This window comes from Comamonas testosteroni TK102 (assembly GCF_000739375.1).
In the GTDB taxonomy this organism is placed as follows: domain Bacteria; phylum Pseudomonadota; class Gammaproteobacteria; order Burkholderiales; family Burkholderiaceae_C; genus Comamonas; species Comamonas brasiliensis.
Genome location: NZ_CP006704.1, coordinates 519,010 through 535,626 on the forward strand (window position 1 = coordinate 519,010; position 16,617 = coordinate 535,626).

Consider the following 16,617-nt stretch of genomic DNA (forward strand, 5'->3'; position numbering starts at 1 on the left):
CGGGCAATAAGTGGGTGAATCGGCTCGCTTATCGGGGGAACGCCATGGGCCCGAGTCCGAATAATCCACTGGACGCTAGACCTCGTGTGGGGTCTGACACCATGGAATCAAGATGTCTGCTGTAGCTGAAGTACCTGTCCCCAATGCCGTGCCCGGTGCCACGTATGCGCCCCGCCCTGCGCTTGCGCAGCGCTGGAGTGCGCTCGACCGTGGCCAACGTCTTCGCTGGGGCGCACTGGCGGCCTTGGTCGCCGTCGGTCTGGTGGCGGCGGCGGTGTTCTATCGCCAGCCCGACTACAAGATGCTGTTCTCCAACGTCAGCGACAAGGATGGCGGCGCCATCGTGGCGCAGCTGACGCAGATGAACGTGCCCTACAAGTACAGCGAGGGCGGCGGCGCCATCCTCATCCCCGCAGACCGTGTGCACGATGTGCGCCTGAAGCTGGCCACGCAAGGCCTGCCCAAGGGCTCGGTCACGGGCTTCGAGCTGATGGAGAACAGCAAGTTCGGCATCACCCAGTTTCAGGAACGCCTCAATTTCCAGCGCGGCCTGGAAGGCGAGCTGACCCGCTCCATCCTGGCGCTCAATGCCGTGCAAAGTGCCCGCGTGCATCTGGCCCTGCCCAATCAGAACGGCTTTTTTCGCGAGCAGCAAAAGCCTTCGGCTTCCGTGCTGCTGAGCTTGCATCCGGGCCGCATGCTGGACCGTGCGCAGATCGCGGGCATCGTGCATCTGGTCGCATCCAGCGTGCCCGAGATGGAGCCTTCGGCCGTGAGCGTGGTGGACGACACCGGCAAGCTGCTGTCGCAGTCGCCTGACGGCAATGCCGGCGGCGTGGACATGCAGCAATTCCTCTACACCCAGCAGGTGGAGCAGCAATATGTACGCCGCATTCTGGACATTCTGGAGCCCGTGGTCGGCAAGAACAATGTGAAGGCCCAGGTTTCGGCCGAGCTGGACTTCAGCCAGACCGAATCGACGTCCGAGCAACATCGTCCCAATCAGTCCACCGACGGCGGGGCCGTGCGCAGCCAGCAGGTGATGGAAACCAATGGCGACAAGACGGCCACTCCACCTACCGGCGTGCCTGGCGCGACCAGCAACCAGCCACCTCAGAACTCTACCGCACCCATCAACGGTGCCAATCCTGCGCCGCAGGCCGCTGGTGCAGGCCAGGGCAACGCCCAGGGCAACAAGCGCGAGTCCATCACCAATTACGAAGTGGACAAGACCGTCAAGGTCACACGTGGCAGCACCGGCACCGTCAAGCGCCTGACGGCGGCGGTAGTGGTCAATGCGCCGCTGGCCGCTGCCGCTGGCACCGATGCGGCGACAGCTGCAGCGGCAGCCGCAGTCAGCTCCGGCCTGCGTCCCCTGACGGCCCAGCAGCAGGAGCAGCTGCTCACGCTGGTGCGTGAGACCGTGGGCTATAGCGCCGATCGCGGCGACTCGGTGAATCTGGTCAGTGCGCCCTTCATGGACAGCGGTGCCGCACCTGCCGAGCTGCCGATGTGGAAGGACCCCGAGATTCAGGCCATGGCCAAGAGCCTGGGTGTGCCGATTGCGCTGGCGCTGTTTGGTGCCCTGGTGCTGCTGGGCCTGGTGCGCCCCTTGCTCAAGGGACGCAATACCAGCCCCGGCGGCCAGCTCAATGCCATTGAAGCCGAGGCACTGGACCGCCCCGCTCTGCCCGCACCTGCGAAGGATCTGTCTCCGACGAAGGAGCAGGAGCGACTGGATCAGGCCCGTCATCTGGCCAAGCAGAACCCGATCGCGGTGGCGAACATCGTGAAGACATGGATTAACGGAGAAGGCTAGCCCCCTGTGCGGCTGCGCCGCATCCCCGAGGGGGACGACAGCCTTGCTGAGGGACGGCGGCCGCCTAGGCCCTTGCTTGCTGTCACTGGCTAAAGAGTCGTTGGCAAAGCAGGCGATGAGCTGGCCCGGTTTTGGATCATTGAATAGAGAGTTTTGAATATGGACGATAGAGGTCTGAACGACGCTGCCATCTTGCTGGTCTCCCTCGGTGAGGAAGAGGCGGCCGAGGTGTTCAAGCACCTCACGCCCAAGGAAGTGCAGAAGCTGGGCGAGACGATTGCCCGCATGCGTGGCGTGACGCGGGAAAAGGTGGATTTCGTGATCGACCGCTTCACCAGCGATGCTGCGTCGCAGAGTCTGCTGGTGGACGATGCCAGCGACTATGTGCGCTCGGTGCTCAAGCGTGCCCTGGGCGATGACAAGGCGGCGCTGCTGATCGACCGCATCATGCAGGGCGGCGATATCTCGGGCATTGAAAGCCTGAAGTGGATGGACCCGCTGTCGGTGGCCGAGCTGCTGCGCGGCGAGCATCCGCAGATCGTGGCGGCAATTCTGGTGCACCTGGAGTATGAGCAGGCTGCGGCCGTGCTGATGCAGTTCCCCGACCGGGCACGCAGCGAGGTCATGCTGCGCGTGGCCACACTGGAAGGCATTCAGCCCACGGCACTCAAGGACTTGAACGAAGTGCTGTTCAAGGTGCTGGCGGGTGGCGACAAGGTGCGCAAGACCTCGCTGGGCGGCGTCAAGACCGCAGCCGAAATGCTCAATCAGATGGGCGGCAATGCCGATGTGGCGGTGCTCGATACCATCCGCAACTACGACCCCGAGCTGGCACAGAAGATCATGGACAAGATGTTCGTCTTCGACGATCTGGTCAAGCTCGACGACCGCTCGGTGCAGCTGGTGCTGCGCGAGGTGGTGTCCGAGACGCTGATCGTGGCGCTCAAGGGCGGCTCCATGGAAGTGCGCGACAAGATTCTGGCCAATATGTCCATGCGTGCGGCCGAGTCGCTGCGCGAGGACCTGGAAGGTCGCGGCCCCATGCGTCTGTCCGAAGTGGAAGCCCAGCAGAAGGAAATCCTCAAGGTCGTGCGTCGTCTGGTCGAGGAAGGCCAGGTAACCATCGGCAGCGGCCCGGAGGACAGCTATGTCTAAGGGCCAGCCACCGCGTTCGCACTCGCGCTTTATCCCGCAGGAAGAGATCGACGACAGCACCGTGGTGCAATGGCGCTTCGGCGCGGTGGATGCGCAGAGCGGTGGCGTCTTCGCGCCCGCACAGCCAGCGGCCTTCATCCCGGCAGGGACACCGCACTTCAACGGCTTTTCCCCTTCTATTGCCCATCAGCCGCAGCCACAACCCGAGGTGCAGGCTGTGGAGTCGGTGGAGCCGGCCGCCCCGGCTTTCGACGAGGAGCAGCTGCAGCAGATGCTGGCGCAGGCACGCGCCGAGGGCCATGCACAGGGCCTGGCCGAAGGCCGCACCCAGACCCAGCAGCAATGGCAGCAGCACCTGGACGACCATATCAATGGAGCAGGCCGCGAGAGCGCGCAACGTATCGATGGCGTGTTGCAGGGCCTGGAAGACAACTTCAAGCAGCTGCAGTCGGGCATGGCCCAGGAGTTGCTGAATCTGGCCTGCGACATCGCACGCCAGGTGGTGCGCCAGGAGCTGCGCAGCCAGCCCCAGGCCTTGCTGCCCGTGATTCGCGAAGCACTGGACATGCTGGTCGAGGAGAGCCGCCCGGTGACCGTGCGCCTGAACCCCGCAGACTTTGAGCTGCTCGATGAGGCCCTGCGTGCCGAGCATGGTGCGCACAGCCGTATCCAGTGGCTGGGCGATGCCACGATTGCCCAGGGCGATGTCAAGGTGGAATCCGGCGGCTCCGAGATCGACGGCGGTCTGGACAAGCGCTGGCGCCGTGCTGTGGCGGCTCTGGGGCTGGTCTCCACCTGGTATGACGGAGACAAGCCATGAACGCCTGGCAGCAGTTCATGAGCCAGGCGCGTGCTCGCTATGCCGAGCCGGTGCCATTGGAATGCCAGGGCCATCTCACGCGCCTGACCGGCATGGTGCTGGAGGCCTCGGGGCTGCGCGTTCCCGTGGGGGCGCAATGCCATATTCATCAGCACGGGCAGGAACCTGTGCTGGCCGAGGTGGTCGGTTTTGCCGGCGAGCGCGCCTTTCTGATGCCCGCGGGCGATATTCAGGGTCTGTCCAGCGGTGCCATGGTGACGCCGGCAGCTCCATTTGTTCCCGTGCCCCAGCTGGGCGTGGCGGAGACCGAGAAGGTCAGGCAGACCGTGGGCGTGCTGCGCCTGCCCATGGGCGATGGCCTGCTGGGGCGCGTGGTGGATTCGCAAGGAATCCCGCTGGATCGCGGCCCGGCGCTGGAAGGCGTGGTGCCCGAGGTGCTGGATCGCAACCCCATCAACGCCATGGACCGAGACCCCGTGCGGGAGTCGCTGGATACCGGTGTCAAGGCGCTGAATTCGCTGCTGACCGTGGGGCGCGGCCAGCGTCTGGGTCTGTTTGCCGGCTCGGGTGTGGGCAAGTCCGTGCTGCTGGGCATGATGGCGCGCTACACCCAGGCCGACGTGATCGTGGTGGGCCTGATCGGCGAGCGTGGCCGCGAGGTCAAGGAGTTCGTCGAGGACATCCTGGGCGCCCAGGACCGCAGCCGTGCCGTGGTGGTGGCCGCCCCCGCCGATGCGCCGCCGCTGCTGCGCATGCAGGGTGCCAGCTACGCCACGGCGATTGCCGAGCATTTCCGCGACAAGGGCAAGCATGTGCTGCTGCTCATGGATTCGCTGACCCGCTATGCGATGGCCCAGCGCGAAATCGCCCTGGCCATCGGCGAGCCGCCGGCCACCAAGGGCTATCCGCCATCGTGCTTTGCCAAGCTGCCTGCGCTGGTGGAGCGCAGCGGCAACGGCCTGCACGGCGTGGGCTCGATCACGGCCTTCTACACCGTGCTGTCCGAAGGTGACGATCAGCAGGATCCGATTGCCGATGCGGCCCGCGCCATTCTCGACGGTCATGTCGTGCTCTCGCGGGCGCTGGCCGAGACCGGGCATTACCCGGCCATCGACATCGAACAGTCGGCTTCGCGCGTCATGCACAACGTGGTTTCGCGCGAGCATTTCGAGCTGGCACGTCGCTTTCGCGCCGTCTATTCGCGCTATCAGAAGGGGCGCGATCTGGTGCAGGTCGGCGCCTATGTCCCAGGCTCCGATCCGCAGCTGGACGAGGCGATTGCGCTGCAGCCCGCCATGACCGGGTTTCTGCAGCAAAGCATGTTTGAAAGCTCCAGCATGGAGCAAAGCCTGGCCGGCATGGCGCAAGCCATGCAGCGGGGCTGAGACTAAACGGGTTAGCCAGAGGGAGAGTCGCAGATGTCGTCCTTGAATGCCTTGAACGTCGCCATTGAAGCCGCAGAACGCAAGCGCGATGCGGCCCGCACCGCCTTGCAGGAGCGTCAGCGCGCTCAGCAGGCGGCGCAGGCCCAGATGGATCAGCTGCAGGGCTATGTCCTGGAGATGCAGACGCGCTGGGGGGCCCAGGAAGGGCTGGCCGTGCAGCCAGAAGTCATGCATCACCAGTACCAGTTCATGGAGCGCCTGCAGCACGCCATCGGCTTGCAGACCCGTGTGGTGGCAGATCAGGACATTCGGCTGGAGACCGCACGCCAGGCCCTGCTGGCGGCCGAGCTGCGCGTGACCAGTCTGCAGAAAGTGGTGCAGGCCCGCCGCCGTGATGTGGCACTGGCCCAGATGCGCCGCGAGCAAAAAGATACTGACGAACGCGCCACCATGGCCTTTTTTCGACGCAGCTTCGGCCTGCAACTCCAGGAGGCCTGAGCATGGCGGAAACCAGAATTGATGGCCCGCGCGGCGGCGAAGCGCGCACCGGCAAGGCCATGGCACAGTCCATGAGCTCGGCCAAAAGCGCTACGGCCGCGGCAGGCGAGCCCGGCCAGGGCTTTTCATCGCTGCTGGCATCGCTGGACGGATTCGTGGCTGCCGGCCTGCCGCAGACGGCGCTGCAGCCTGCCGAGGTGCCGGACGTGAAGCTGGCTCCAGGCGAGCAGGATGAGCTGCTGATCGCTCAAGGCCATGCGCCGTGGATGACCCTGGTGGGACAGACCGCCCAGCTGGATGGACAGGGGGACACCGATTTGCGCCAGGGCGTGGCCACCGACTTTCTTTCAGGCAGAGGCCATGCCGCGCAACTGGCCCATCGCCAGGCTTTGCAGCCCGGGTCCGAGCAGGCGCATGCCGCATTCATGGGCAAGGATTTACATTCAGATCAGGCTCAAACGTATACGGTGAAAGCGCAAGCAGCTATAAGTTTTGATGAGGCTGCTTTACAGCCGCAGCAGGATTCAGCCGCGCAGGGGCAGGACGGTGGGTACAGCGCACTGGCTTCGGTGACTGAAGAGGCGCCTGCTGCGCGCATCGAGCCTGCCGTGCACAAGGCGCAGGCAGTGCCGCAGCAAGGCATCAGCCTGCAGGGCATGACGGCCGTGCAGCCGCAGGCCCTGGAAGGGCTCAAGGATTTGCTGCGTGCGGCCCGCTCGCCCCAGCAGGATGACGCTGCGCCGCAGGGCAAGACGGCGGCAGTGCAGGGCGGGGCAGACTTGCAGGCCGCAGCCGCAGCCGCAGGGGGCGCCCTGGGAGCGGCGAGCGCCGGCATGCAGGGCGGCGGCCAGAACAGCTCCGACTTCGGCCAGAGCCTGGCAGGACAGGATGCTGCACCGACAGAGCGCGAGCAGGAGGTGTCCGAGCAGGTAGCCTTCTGGGTGCATCAGAAAACGCAGAATGCCGCGCTGTCTATCCAGCATGAGGGCAAGGCTATCCAGGTCCAGGTGCAACTGAACGGCCAGGAGGCGCATGTGCGCTTTGCCGCGGGCGATGAGCAGGCACGTCAGCTGCTGGCTGACGGCCAGGCTCAGCTGCGCGAGCTATTGCAGGCGCAGGGGCTGAATCTGAGCGGCGTCAGCGTGGATGCGGGCGGTGCTGGCGCCCGGTCTGGGGGCGACAGCCAGGGCGAGGATGCCCAGCGCGGCCAGGCCAGGGTGTCCCGGGTTTCGGTCAATGCTGCCGAGCTGCCCATGGGTGCGGCCAGCGCACGCAATGGCGCGCGGCCGCTGCAGTCCGGGGTGGACCTTTTCGTGTAAATGATCAGAGTCGGTTCACGGAAGCAGTGAGCCGGACATGGTGCGAAACCCGGAATGAAGCCGGGTTTCGCGCTTTTATTCGGGCAATGGTCGGCAGGGCGGGCGGCGAATAATTCAGGCGTGGATCTTCCGTGTCGCGGCAATGGCTGCGGGGTGGATGCAGTCCCCCACTCTTGAGGAATACCCGCCGTGTCAGCCAATCCCAATGCCGCCCCTGTCGCACCTGCTCCTGCCAAAAGCAAGAAGCTGATCGTCATCGTGGCCATCGTTGCCGTGCTGGCCATTGTGGCTGCCGCGGCCTATGTGCTGATGATGCAGCGCCAGCACAGCAGCGCCGATGGCGAAGAAGAAGTCAGCGCCAAAGCCACAGTGCCCACTTTCCTGCCGCTGGACAATATGGTGGCCAATCTGGCCGATCCCGGTGGCGACCGCTTTGTGCAGCTGGGCATCACGCTGGAGCTGTCCGACGAAAAGACGGCTTCCACCGTCAAGCAATACCTGCCCAGCATCCGCAACGGCATTCTGATGCTGGTGTCCCAGCGCACGGCCGACGAGCTGCTGGCGCGCGAGGGCAAGGAAAAGCTGGCCGCCGACATCCTGACCGAGGTCTCGGCGCCGCTGGGCTTCGGCCCGAGCGCCAAGAAGCGTTCGCGTGACGACGAGGACGCCGACGAAGACAGCCCGCGAGCCAATCGCAAGGGGCCTGTGCGTCGCGTGCTGTTCTCCAGCTTCATCATTCAGTAAGCAGGGAGGGAGTGCATGAGCGATTCTTTTCTCTCCCAGGAAGAGGTTGATGCTCTTCTTGAAGGCGTTACGGGCGAAAGCCAGCGTTCCGAAGTGGTGGAGGTCGATCTCGGCCAGGTCCGCAGCTACGACATCTCCAGCCAGGAACGCATCGTGCGTGGGCGCATGCCCACCATGGAAATTGTCAACGAGCGCTTTGCCCGCAACTTCCGCATCGGCCTGTTCAACTTCATCCGCCGCAGCCCCGAGGTTTCCGTCGGCACGGTAACGGTGCAGCGCTACAGCGCTTTCCTGCGCGAGCTGGCCGTTCCCACCAATTTCAACATCATGGCCATTCGCCCGCTGCGCGGCAATGGTCTGATCGTCTGCGATCCCTCGCTGGTGTTCGGCGTGATCGACACGCTGTACGGCGGCACGGGTCGCCTGCAGACCCGCATCGAGGGGCGCGACTTCTCGACCACCGAGCAGCGCGTGATCAACCGCATGGTCAACGTGATCTGCGAGGAATACAAAAAAGCCTGGCATGGCATCTATCCGCTGGAGCTGGCCTATCAGCGCTCGGAAATGCAGCCGCAGTTCGCCAACATCGCCACACCCAGCGAAATCGTGGTCTCCACGGCCTTTCAGCTGGAGATCGGCGATATCTCGGGCTCCATCCACATCTGCATGCCTTATGCGACGCTGGAGCCTATTCGCGACGTGCTGTATTCGTCGACTCAGGGCGATGCCATCGAAGTGGACCGCCGCTGGGTCAAGGTGCTGACGCGCGAGATTCAGGCCGCGGAGGTCACGCTGGTGGCCGAGCTGGCCCGCGCCGATGCCACGGTGGAACAGTTGCTGGCCATGCGCCCGGGTGACTTTATCGAGCTCGACCGCGAGCCGCTGATTCGCGCCTCCATTGGTGGGGTGCCGGTTTTCGAGTGCCAGTACGGCACGCACAACGACAAATATGCAATCCGCGTGGAACGCAGCCTGCGCGGCGGCGATACCAGCTGGATGGGAGAGAAGCATGGCAATTGACGACAACAACAAGCCCGCGGGCGACGATCCGTTCTCCGGCTGGGCCGAGGCGCTGGAAGAACAGCGTCAGCATGACCAGGCCGTCGAAGGCCCCGACCTGTCCGATCAGGGTGGGCCGCTGGCGGGCGACGCCGCTCGCAGCTATGGCGATGTGCCGGTGCACGATATCAACATGGTGCTGGACATTCCGGTTCAGCTGTCCGTGGAGCTGGGCCGCACCAAGGTGCCCATCAAATACATTCTGCAACTGGCTCAGGGCTCGGTGGTGGAGCTCGATGCTCTGGCCGGTGAACCCATGGATGTGCTGGTCAACGGCTACCTGATCGCCCAGGGCGAAGTGGTGGTGGTCAACGACAAGTTCGGTATCCGTCTGACGGACGTGGTAACACCGTCCGAGCGCCTGCGCCGGGTCAGCCGTGGTTGAGAACACGGCCAACTCTGCGGCTGCTGCCCCCTCCATGTGGCCCACGCTGCTGCTGGTCGTCCTGTTCGTGGCGGTCATGGCGGCATTGCCCTGGCTGGTGCGCCGTCTGCAGCAGAAAAACCTCCTGCCGCGCGGCATGGGCATGGCCCGTGGAGCCTCTGCCGTGCCGGCGCAGGTGCTGGGAACGCTGGCCATTGGCCCGCAGCAGCGGGTGCTGACCGTGCAGCTGGGTGAAGGGGAGCAGGCCGTGCGCCTGGTGCTGGGCGTGACGGCGCAGCAGATTCAATGCCTGCATGTGCTGCAAGACCCGTCCGCGACTTTGCAATCGGCCCCTGCAGCCCATTCACCTGCCGTCTCATCGTTCACCGACTCGCTGATGCGTGCGCAGGCCGACGAAGCGGCCCGGAATTCTGGAAATGTCTAAATTCGTCTCTCGTGCTGCTGCAGCTGCCCTGTTGGCGATGCCCCTGATGGCCGCAGCCCAGGGCGCACCCGCCAGTCTGCCGCTGCTGGTAGGCCAGGGCGCGGGCGGCACCAGCTATTCGGTGCCCATCCAGACATTGCTGTTCTTCACGGCGCTGTCCTTTCTGCCCGCCATCCTGCTGCTGATGACGGGTTTCACCCGCATCGTCATCGTGCTGAGCCTGTTGCGCCAGGCGCTGGGCACGCAGTCTGCGCCGCCCAATCAGGTGGTGATCGGCCTGTCGCTGTTTCTCACCATGTTCGTGATGGGGCCCACGCTGGACAAGGTCTATCAGGACGCCTATCTGCCTTACACGCAGAACAGCATCAGCTTCGAGCAGGCCATTGAAAAGGCCGAAGCCCCCATGCGCGGCTTCATGCTCAAGCAGACGCGCCAGTCGGACTTTGCGCTGTTCAAGCGCCTGGCCAAGCTGGATGCGAATGTCACGGCGGAAACAGCACCTCTGCGGGTGCTGGTGCCGGCCTTTGTGACCAGCGAGCTGAAGACGGCCTTCCAGATCGGCTTCATGATCTTCATTCCGTTCCTGATCATCGACATGGTGGTGTCTTCCATCCTCATGTCGCTGGGCATGATGATGCTCTCGCCCGTGCTGGTGGCCCTGCCGTTCAAGCTCATGCTGTTTGTGCTGGCCGATGGCTGGAACCTGATCATCGGCTCCCTGGCGGCAAGCTTTGCTACATGAGATACCGCCCTGAGGCGCTTGCCTAGGCGGCCCTGCGCCATCTTCGGTGCGGGGCGGCCCTTCCCCGGTGTCTCGCACATTGAGCCGAGGCGGTTGCAAGCGTATTGGATTCATTGAATTTTTAAGAGAACGTCATGACCTCTCAGTTTGTTCTGACCTTTGGCCGCGAGGCGCTGACCCTGCTGCTCATGATCTCCATGCCGGTGCTGGGCGTGGTCATGGGCGTGGGCCTGCTGGTGAGCGTCTTTCAGGCCGTGACCCAGGTGCATGAGGCCACGCTGGCCTTTGTGCCCAAGCTCATCGCTGCCGTGCTGGTGTTTGCCGTGGCCGGACCGTGGATGCTGTCCACGCTGGTGGATTTCATTCGTCGCACCATAGAGAGCATTCCGGGTTCGGTGGGATGATTTCCTTTAGCGAAGCCCAGATCGCCGCCTGGCTCTCGCCGCTGATCTGGCCTTTTGTGCGCGTGCTGGCGCTGTTCACCGCGGCGCCCGTGTTTTCCCAGAAAGCCATTCCCATGCGGCTCAAGGTCGGGCTGGCTTTCCTGGTTGCGCTTTGCGCGCAGCCCGTGCTGGGCGAGCAGACGGTGGTCAGCATTGCTTCGGCCCAGGCGCTGGGCACGCTGGTGCAGCAGGTGGTGGTTGGGCTGTCCGTGGGCTTTGCCGTGCGCCTGGTGATGGCGGCCATCGAAGTCGCCGGTGAAGTGGTGGGTCTGCAGATGGGCTTGAACTTCGCGTCCTTCTTCGACCCGACCAGCAATGCCCAGCTCAGCGCCGTGGCGCGTTTCCTGGTGCAGATCGCCACCTTGCTGTTCATCGTCATCAACGGCCATCTGCTGGTGCTGATGGCGGTTCTCAAGAGCTTCCAGGCTTTCCCCGTCGATGGCAATTTCCTGCAGGCTATCTCCCAGATGCGGATTCACGAGATGGGCAGCGCCATTTTCTCCAGTGCTTTCTGGATTGCCCTGCCCATGATTGCCATGCTGCTCTTCGTCAACCTGGTGCTGGGCATCATCTCCCGGGTCGCGCCGCAGATGAATATCTATGCCGTGGGCTTTCCGGTCACCTTGACCGTGGGCCTGCTCGGCCTGACGGCCACTCTGCCCTTGCTGGAGCAGCCCCTGGTGGCCCTGCTGCAAAAGGGCATGGCAGTCTTCGGCGTCTAGGGCGAGCGAATATTCTTTTTATAGCTTGATGCGCTTTGCGGGCAAGCGCTGAAGCCGGGTTTGGCTTTCGGTCAGCGGCTCAGGGCGTATCGATCAGCCCATTCTTGATGGCATAGGCGGTTAGTTCGGCGTTGCTGCCCATGCCCAGCTTCTCCAGCACGCGTGCCCGGTACACGCTCACCGTCTTGGGGCTGAGCATCAACTCCTGTGCAATCTCGGTCTGGCGCTGACCGCTGGCAATCTTCAGCAGCGTCTGCATCTCGCGCTCGGACAGGGTTTCATGCGGCACCGGGGCCGCAGGCTGGGCCAGACTGTCGGCCAGCATCTGGGCCACCTCGGCAGTCAGGTATTTGCGTCCGCTGTGGACGGTGCGCACGGCGTCGATCAGCAGCACCGGATCTCCCGCCTTGTTGGCATAGCCGGCCGCGCCGGCCTTGATGCTGCGCAAGGCATACTGGTCTTCGGGGTACATGGAGACCATGATGACGCGGATCTGCGGATGCGTTTCGCGCACGCTGGCCAGTACTTCCAGGCCGCTGCGGCCCGGCATATTGATGTCCAGCAGCAGCACATCGCAGGTGGCATCGCGCAGTTGCTCACGCAGCTCGGCGTAGCTGCCAGCTTCTGCAGTGACGCTGATGTCCGTCGCCTCTGCCAGGGTGTCGCGTATGCCCCGGCGCAAAATGGCATGGTCGTCGCACAGCACCACGTGAATCAAGGTTGCTCTCCCAGGAAGTCAGATGGCAGACCGGGCAAGCGCGTGGTTGGGCGGCTCATGCCTGGGTCTCTGCCAGAGGAATGGTGAGGATGATAGAGGTTCCTCGGCCGGGGTGGCTGCTCACATCCAGCCAGCCCTGAATAGTTCGCGCGCGCTCACTTAGTCCGCGAAGGCCGAAGGAATGCGGTTTATTGCGCTCATCCTGGCTCAGGCCTATGCCGTTGTCTGTTACTTCCAGTGTCAAAAAACCCTCGTGGTCGGACAAATCCAGGGTCACCTGGCTGGCTTGTGCGTATTTGCTGATATTGGTCAAGGATTCCTGTGCCGTACGGTAGACCACCACCTGCTGCGCGGCTGCTATTTCCATATGCTCGCGGCTGGTGTGCAGCTGGGCGGGTATGCCGGTGCGGCGCTCGAAGTCCTGGGCCAGCCATTGCACGGCTGCCACCAGTCCCTGGTCCAGTACGGGCGGACGCAGGTTCTGCATGATGCGCTGGCTGGCGCCCAGTGCGTGCTCCAGCATCTCCAGCGCCGATCTGGCATGCTCGCGCTGCTTGCCTTCGGGGCTGTTGCGGATCAGCCAGGCCAGGTCGAACTTGACGGCAGTGAGCGAGCCGCCGATGTCGTCGTGAATCTCGCGCGAGATATTGGCGCGCTCCTGCTCGATGCTGGTGTGCAGGTGTTCGGTCAGCTCGGCCAGGCGCTTTTCGGACTCGGCCAGCTGCAGCGCGGCGCGGCGGCGGGCCAGTCGCGCTTCATGGACTTCCATGGCGCGCTTGATGACACGGGGCAGGCTGTTGATCTGGTCCTTGAGCAGATAGTCGCTGATTCCCAGGCGCATGATGTCCACTGCGGCGGACTCGCCGATGGCCCCCGACAGCAGCACGAAAGGGGGGGCGTCGGCACGGTTTCGCACCAGGTCCCAGACATCAAGCGCCGTGAAGCCGGGCAGATGATAGTCCGCCAGGATCAGGTCGAATTCCTGCGTCTCCAGGGCGTCGCTGACCTCCTGCAGACTGTCCACGGCCGTGAGCGTGCAGGGCAGCTGACCGCGCTTGAGGCTCAGGCGTGCCAGCGCCTGATCTGCGACAGAGTCTTCAATATGGAGGATTTTCAAGGTCTGATTCCGGAATTGAATATCGCCAAGGAGGCTATCATTGGATACATTTTGGAACATCGAGGGCTGTTGTCGTCAGGTCGTGGCAGTGTGGTCACGAGGGACGGACTGCTGATCGGTTCATTTCGTGGAGCATGGCGGCAGGGCCGTCATGATGGTTTTACGCAGTTGGAGTAACAATGCAGACGATGCAAAACCCTTCGGGTGTGCCTGCAGTTGCCGTGCCGGTGATGGTGGCTGCGGAGCTGCAGGATGCCTTGCTGGTCACGCTGCGTGATCTGCAGCGTCTTGAAGGGCTGCTGGACCATGCCACGCACAATCTGCTGGAGCGCTTCGAGCAAGTCAATGGGCAATTGTCGCAGCCGGCCTTGCCTGATTCCACTGCGCTGGCAACAGCACGTGAGTCGTTGCGCCTGGCTGTGACCGAGCTTCAGTTTCACGACATGTCGTCTCAGCTGATTGCCCATATGGCACACACCTTGCAAGCCTGTGCTTTCAGGCTCGGGGCTGCCGCCATGGGTAGGGACGAGGACGAGGCGGAGTCCGCCATCAGTCTGCCAAACCTGCCCGAAAAGCCCAATCCCGTCACGCAAAGCGAGATGGATGCCGGCTCCGTGGAGCTGTTTTGAACTTCTACCCTGTTTTCCGTTGCCCGTCTGTTGGAGCTGTACATGCGATCGATTCTGGCTGTTGATGATTCCCCCTCGATGCGAAAGATGGTGTCTTTCACATTGAGCAGTGCTGGTTTTAAGGTGGTGGAAGCCGTCGACGGTGTGGATGCGCTGGAAAAAGCGCAGGCGCAGAACATCGATCTGGTGCTGGCCGACCAGAACATGCCGCGGCTGGACGGCATCGGTCTCACGCGCAAACTGCGTGAAAACCCGAAGTTCAAGGGCACGCCCATCCTCATACTGACCACGGAATCCAGCGATCTGATGAAGCAGGCGGGCCGGGCTGCAGGTGCCACAGGCTGGCTGGTCAAGCCCTTCGATCCCAATCGATTGATCGAAGTTATTCAAAAAGTGCTGCGTTAAGCCGATAACAACGAATCACAGCAGGAAACACCATGGCGGATACACACCAGGATGGCGCAGGTTCGGGCGCAGACTTCGACCTTAGCCAGTTCTATCAAATCTTTTTCGAGGAAGCCAGCGAGAACCTCGACCAGATGGAGCAGATGCTGCTCAGCCTGGACCTTTCGGCCGCCAATGATGAAGAGCTCAACGGTATCTTCCGCTGCGCCCACTCCATCAAGGGCGGTGCGGCGACCTTTGGCTTCTCGGATGTGACCGAGCTCACGCACCGCATGGAATCCCTGCTGGATCGCCTGCGCCGCCACGAAATCACGCCCATCCCCGAGATGGTCGATGTGCTGCTGGAGTCGGCGGACGCCAGCCGCAGCCTGCTGGCACGTCACCAGTCGGGCGACGAGGGCGAGCCGGTTTCCACTGCGGAACTCGTGGTGCGCATCGAGGCCCTGGCCCAGGGCCTGACCGAAATTCCCCAGATCAACCGCAGCGCCGCGGCTGCCGAGCCTGTGCAGCAGGCGGCCGCTGCCGTCGCGCAGCCACCCGCTCAGGCGCCGGCCCCGGTCGCTGCCCAGGCGGCGGAGCCAGGCCCTGCGATCGGTACCGAGCCTCCCGAGGGTGCGCGTGAGCTGATGATCGAGATCGGTCCGCTGTCCCGGCTGGAGCTGGGCGACGCCATCAAGGAGCTGTTCCGCGACATTCCGGGTCTGGGCACGATCCAGGACCAGGCCAGTGCCAAGGCCGATCACCGTCTGTTCAAGGTCAGAACGGTGTCCACCGATGACGAGTTGCGTGATCTGTTTGTCTTCCATGTCTCCAAGGAGCAGGTGCAGATCAGCGAGGCGACCCTGCCGCAGTCCGCGGCCGAGCCCGTGGCCGAGCCGGAAGCCGTGGTCGATGAAGAGGCCGCCATGCCGCCCCACAATCTGCCGGCCGAAGAAGCCTACGGCTTTTTTGCGGGTGCTCCGGGCAGCCCCGAGGCTCAGCAGAATCAGGAGCATGGTGCGCTTGCCGGCGCTGGAGGTGCTGCGCAAAAGGCTGCACCCAAGGCCGCTGCAGCCCATATGGAGTCCACCAGCATCCGCGTGGATGTAAAGAAGGTGGACCAGCTCATCAATCTGGTGGGCGAGCTGGTTATCACCCAGGCCATGCTGGCACAGAACAGCCAGGGGCTGGACCCGACGACCTATCAGCAGCTGCTGGCCGGTCTGGCCGACCTGGATCGCAACACGCGTGACCTGCAAGAGTCCGTGATGTCGATCCGCATGATTCCCATGTCCACCGTGTTCAGCCGCTTCCCGCGCATGCTGCGCGACCTGGCGGGCAAGTTGGGCAAGAAGATCGATCTGGTCACGCTGGGTGAGGCCACCGAGCTGGACAAGGGACTGGTCGAAAAGATTACCGATCCGCTGACCCATCTGGTGCGCAACAGCGTGGACCACGGCATCGAGATGCCGGAGGACCGCATCGCTGCAGGCAAGTCCGAACATGGCACGCTGACGCTGGCGGCATCCCACCAGGGCGGCTCCATCGTCATTGAGGTGCGCGACGACGGCAAGGGCATGAATCGCGAGAGGATTCTGAACAAGGCCCGCGAGCGCGGCATGGATGTCTCCGACAGCATGCCCGACAGCGAGGTCTGGCAGCTGATCTTTGCGCCGGGCTTCTCGACGGCCGATGTGGTCACCGATGTCTCGGGCCGCGGCGTGGGCATGGACGTGGTCAAGCGAAACATCACCTCGCTGGGCGGCACGGTGGAGATCGAGTCCGTCGCCGGCGTGGGCATGAAGGTGGCGGTGCGTCTGCCGCTGACGCTGGCCATCATGGACGGCATGTCCGTCGGTGTGGGCGAAGAGGTCTATATCCTGCCGCTGTCCTCGGTGGTCGAGTCCTTCCAGGTCAAGGCCGACGATGTCAACACCGTGGCCAATGGCACCCAGCTGGTCAAGGTGCGCGACGAGTACATGCCGGTGATCGCGCTGGAGCGCACTTTCAAGGTGCCGCGCGCCGATGAAAGCCAGACCAGCAACATCATGGTGGTGGTCGAGGCTGAAGGCAGTCGCGTGGCGCTGCTGGTCGACGAGCTGCTGGGCCAGCACCAGGTGGTGGTGAAGAACCTGGAAAGCAATTACCGCAAGGTGCCCAATGTATCGGGTGCCACCATTTTGGGCGACGGATCCGTGGCGCTGATTCTGGATACGGGCGCTCTGGTGCGCCGTACCCGCCACTGAGGCAGCCA

Annotated in this window: 18 protein-coding genes; 16 read left to right on the forward strand and 2 right to left on the reverse strand. The window is 63.7% G+C overall.

Annotation, left to right across the window (positions count from 1 at the left end):
• Positions 1-112 precede the first annotated feature (112 nt).
• The 13 genes from fliF to fliR all read left to right on the forward strand — a co-directional run bounded on the left by fliF (position 113) and on the right by fliR (position 11,515).
• Positions 113-1,819, forward strand: a complete 1,707-nt coding sequence (fliF, locus tag O987_RS02365; RefSeq protein WP_003059153.1) for a flagellar basal-body MS-ring/collar protein FliF — start codon at positions 113-115, stop codon at positions 1,817-1,819.
• 159 nt (positions 1,820-1,978) lie between these two features.
• Entirely contained in the window at positions 1,979-2,974 is a 996-nt protein-coding gene (gene fliG, locus O987_RS02370) for a flagellar motor switch protein FliG (protein ID WP_003059149.1), read from the forward strand.
• Positions 2,967-3,794 (forward strand): FliH/SctL family protein, encoded by an 828-nt coding sequence (locus tag O987_RS02375; RefSeq protein WP_043370715.1) that lies wholly within the window; start codon positions 2,967-2,969, stop codon positions 3,792-3,794. Before fliG ends, O987_RS02375 begins: the two co-directional genes overlap by 8 nt.
• Positions 3,791-5,179, forward strand: coding sequence for a flagellar protein export ATPase FliI (fliI, locus tag O987_RS02380; protein WP_019043215.1), 1,389 nt, complete (start codon positions 3,791-3,793; stop codon positions 5,177-5,179). The genes O987_RS02375 and fliI overlap by 4 nt, the downstream gene beginning before the upstream one ends.
• A gap of 33 nt (positions 5,180-5,212) precedes the next feature.
• Complete coding sequence (gene fliJ, locus O987_RS02385; protein ID WP_003059142.1) at positions 5,213-5,677, forward strand: flagellar export protein FliJ; 465 nt, start codon at positions 5,213-5,215, stop codon at positions 5,675-5,677.
• 2 nt (positions 5,678-5,679) lie between these two features.
• Complete coding sequence (locus O987_RS02390) at positions 5,680-6,996, forward strand: flagellar hook-length control protein FliK (protein ID WP_043370716.1); 1,317 nt, start codon at positions 5,680-5,682, stop codon at positions 6,994-6,996.
• Between the two features lie 189 nt (positions 6,997-7,185).
• A complete protein-coding gene (locus O987_RS02395; protein ID WP_003059136.1) occupies positions 7,186-7,740 on the forward strand; it encodes a flagellar basal body-associated FliL family protein in 555 nt (184 codons plus the stop codon).
• Positions 7,741-7,755: 15 nt separating this feature from the next.
• Positions 7,756-8,760: a flagellar motor switch protein FliM gene (gene fliM / locus O987_RS02400; protein ID WP_003059133.1), complete on the forward strand. Its 1,005-nt coding sequence runs from the start codon at positions 7,756-7,758 to the stop codon at positions 8,758-8,760.
• Positions 8,750-9,184 carry a flagellar motor switch protein FliN gene (gene fliN, locus O987_RS02405; protein ID WP_003059131.1) on the forward strand — a complete coding sequence of 145 codons (435 nt, stop codon included), beginning with the start codon at positions 8,750-8,752 and terminating at the stop codon, positions 9,182-9,184. Before fliM ends, fliN begins: the two co-directional genes overlap by 11 nt.
• Before the next feature lie 34 nt (positions 9,185-9,218).
• A complete protein-coding gene (locus O987_RS02410; RefSeq protein WP_043370718.1) occupies positions 9,219-9,608 on the forward strand; it encodes a flagellar biosynthetic protein FliO in 390 nt (129 codons plus the stop codon).
• Positions 9,601-10,350: a flagellar type III secretion system pore protein FliP gene (gene fliP / locus O987_RS02415; protein ID WP_003059128.1), complete on the forward strand. Its 750-nt coding sequence runs from the start codon at positions 9,601-9,603 to the stop codon at positions 10,348-10,350. The genes O987_RS02410 and fliP overlap by 8 nt, the downstream gene beginning before the upstream one ends.
• 134 nt (positions 10,351-10,484) lie before the next feature.
• Positions 10,485-10,754: a flagellar biosynthesis protein FliQ gene (fliQ, locus tag O987_RS02420; RefSeq protein ID WP_003059126.1), complete on the forward strand. Its 270-nt coding sequence runs from the start codon at positions 10,485-10,487 to the stop codon at positions 10,752-10,754.
• Positions 10,751-11,515: a flagellar biosynthetic protein FliR gene (fliR, locus tag O987_RS02425; RefSeq protein ID WP_003059125.1), complete on the forward strand. Its 765-nt coding sequence runs from the start codon at positions 10,751-10,753 to the stop codon at positions 11,513-11,515. Before fliQ ends, fliR begins: the two co-directional genes overlap by 4 nt.
• A 79-nt stretch (positions 11,516-11,594) precedes the next feature.
• On the opposite strand, the gene O987_RS02430 is transcribed toward fliR, so the two are convergent.
• Both O987_RS02430 and O987_RS02435 read right to left on the reverse strand, forming a co-directional pair.
• Complete coding sequence (locus O987_RS02430; RefSeq protein ID WP_003059124.1) at positions 11,595-12,233, reverse strand: response regulator transcription factor; 639 nt, start codon at positions 12,231-12,233, stop codon at positions 11,595-11,597.
• A 55-nt stretch (positions 12,234-12,288) separates the two neighbouring features.
• Positions 12,289-13,410 carry an ATP-binding protein gene (locus O987_RS02435; RefSeq protein WP_003059123.1) on the reverse strand — a complete coding sequence of 374 codons (1,122 nt, stop codon included), beginning with the start codon at positions 13,408-13,410 and terminating at the stop codon, positions 12,289-12,291.
• A 119-nt stretch (positions 13,411-13,529) separates the two neighbouring features.
• Between O987_RS02435 and O987_RS02440 the strand changes: the two genes are divergently transcribed.
• From O987_RS02440 to O987_RS02450, 3 genes are read left to right on the forward strand one after another with little or no spacing between them, the layout of a single operon-like run.
• Positions 13,530-13,979, forward strand: coding sequence for a hypothetical protein (locus O987_RS02440; RefSeq protein WP_003059122.1), 450 nt, complete (start codon positions 13,530-13,532; stop codon positions 13,977-13,979).
• Positions 13,980-14,021: 42 nt separating this feature from the next.
• On the forward strand, positions 14,022-14,384 hold the full coding sequence (locus tag O987_RS02445) for a response regulator (RefSeq protein WP_003059121.1): 363 nt from the start codon (positions 14,022-14,024) through the stop codon (positions 14,382-14,384).
• Positions 14,385-14,416: 32 nt separating this feature from the next.
• Positions 14,417-16,609 (forward strand): chemotaxis protein CheW, encoded by a 2,193-nt coding sequence (locus O987_RS02450; RefSeq protein ID WP_003059120.1) that lies wholly within the window; start codon positions 14,417-14,419, stop codon positions 16,607-16,609.
• Positions 16,610-16,617: the final 8 nt, after the last annotated feature.

Bases quoted from the DNA above. Each gene is read 5' to 3' on its own strand.
- fliF (WP_003059153.1), top strand. From the start codon at position 113: ATGTCTGCTGTAGCTGAAGTACCTGTCCCCAATGCCGTGCCCGGTGCC.
- fliG (WP_003059149.1), top strand. From the start codon at position 1,979: ATGGACGATAGAGGTCTGAACGACGCTGCCATCTTGCTGGTCTCCCTC.
- O987_RS02375 (WP_043370715.1), top strand. From the start codon at position 2,967: ATGTCTAAGGGCCAGCCACCGCGTTCGCACTCGCGCTTTATCCCGCAG.
- fliI (WP_019043215.1), top strand. From the start codon at position 3,791: ATGAACGCCTGGCAGCAGTTCATGAGCCAGGCGCGTGCTCGCTATGCC.
- fliJ (WP_003059142.1), top strand. From the start codon at position 5,213: ATGTCGTCCTTGAATGCCTTGAACGTCGCCATTGAAGCCGCAGAACGC.
- O987_RS02390 (WP_043370716.1), top strand. From the start codon at position 5,680: ATGGCGGAAACCAGAATTGATGGCCCGCGCGGCGGCGAAGCGCGCACC.
- fliM (WP_003059133.1), top strand. From the start codon at position 7,756: ATGAGCGATTCTTTTCTCTCCCAGGAAGAGGTTGATGCTCTTCTTGAA.
- fliN (WP_003059131.1), top strand. From the start codon at position 8,750: ATGGCAATTGACGACAACAACAAGCCCGCGGGCGACGATCCGTTCTCC.
- O987_RS02410 (WP_043370718.1), top strand. From the start codon at position 9,219: ATGTGGCCCACGCTGCTGCTGGTCGTCCTGTTCGTGGCGGTCATGGCG.
- fliP (WP_003059128.1), top strand. From the start codon at position 9,601: ATGTCTAAATTCGTCTCTCGTGCTGCTGCAGCTGCCCTGTTGGCGATG.
- fliQ (WP_003059126.1), top strand. From the start codon at position 10,485: ATGACCTCTCAGTTTGTTCTGACCTTTGGCCGCGAGGCGCTGACCCTG.
- fliR (WP_003059125.1), top strand. From the start codon at position 10,751: ATGATTTCCTTTAGCGAAGCCCAGATCGCCGCCTGGCTCTCGCCGCTG.
- O987_RS02435 (WP_003059123.1), bottom strand. From the start codon at position 13,410: ATGTTCCAAAATGTATCCAATGATAGCCTCCTTGGCGATATTCAATTC.
- O987_RS02440 (WP_003059122.1), top strand. From the start codon at position 13,530: ATGCAGACGATGCAAAACCCTTCGGGTGTGCCTGCAGTTGCCGTGCCG.
- O987_RS02445 (WP_003059121.1), top strand. From the start codon at position 14,022: ATGCGATCGATTCTGGCTGTTGATGATTCCCCCTCGATGCGAAAGATG.
- O987_RS02450 (WP_003059120.1), top strand. From the start codon at position 14,417: ATGGCGGATACACACCAGGATGGCGCAGGTTCGGGCGCAGACTTCGAC.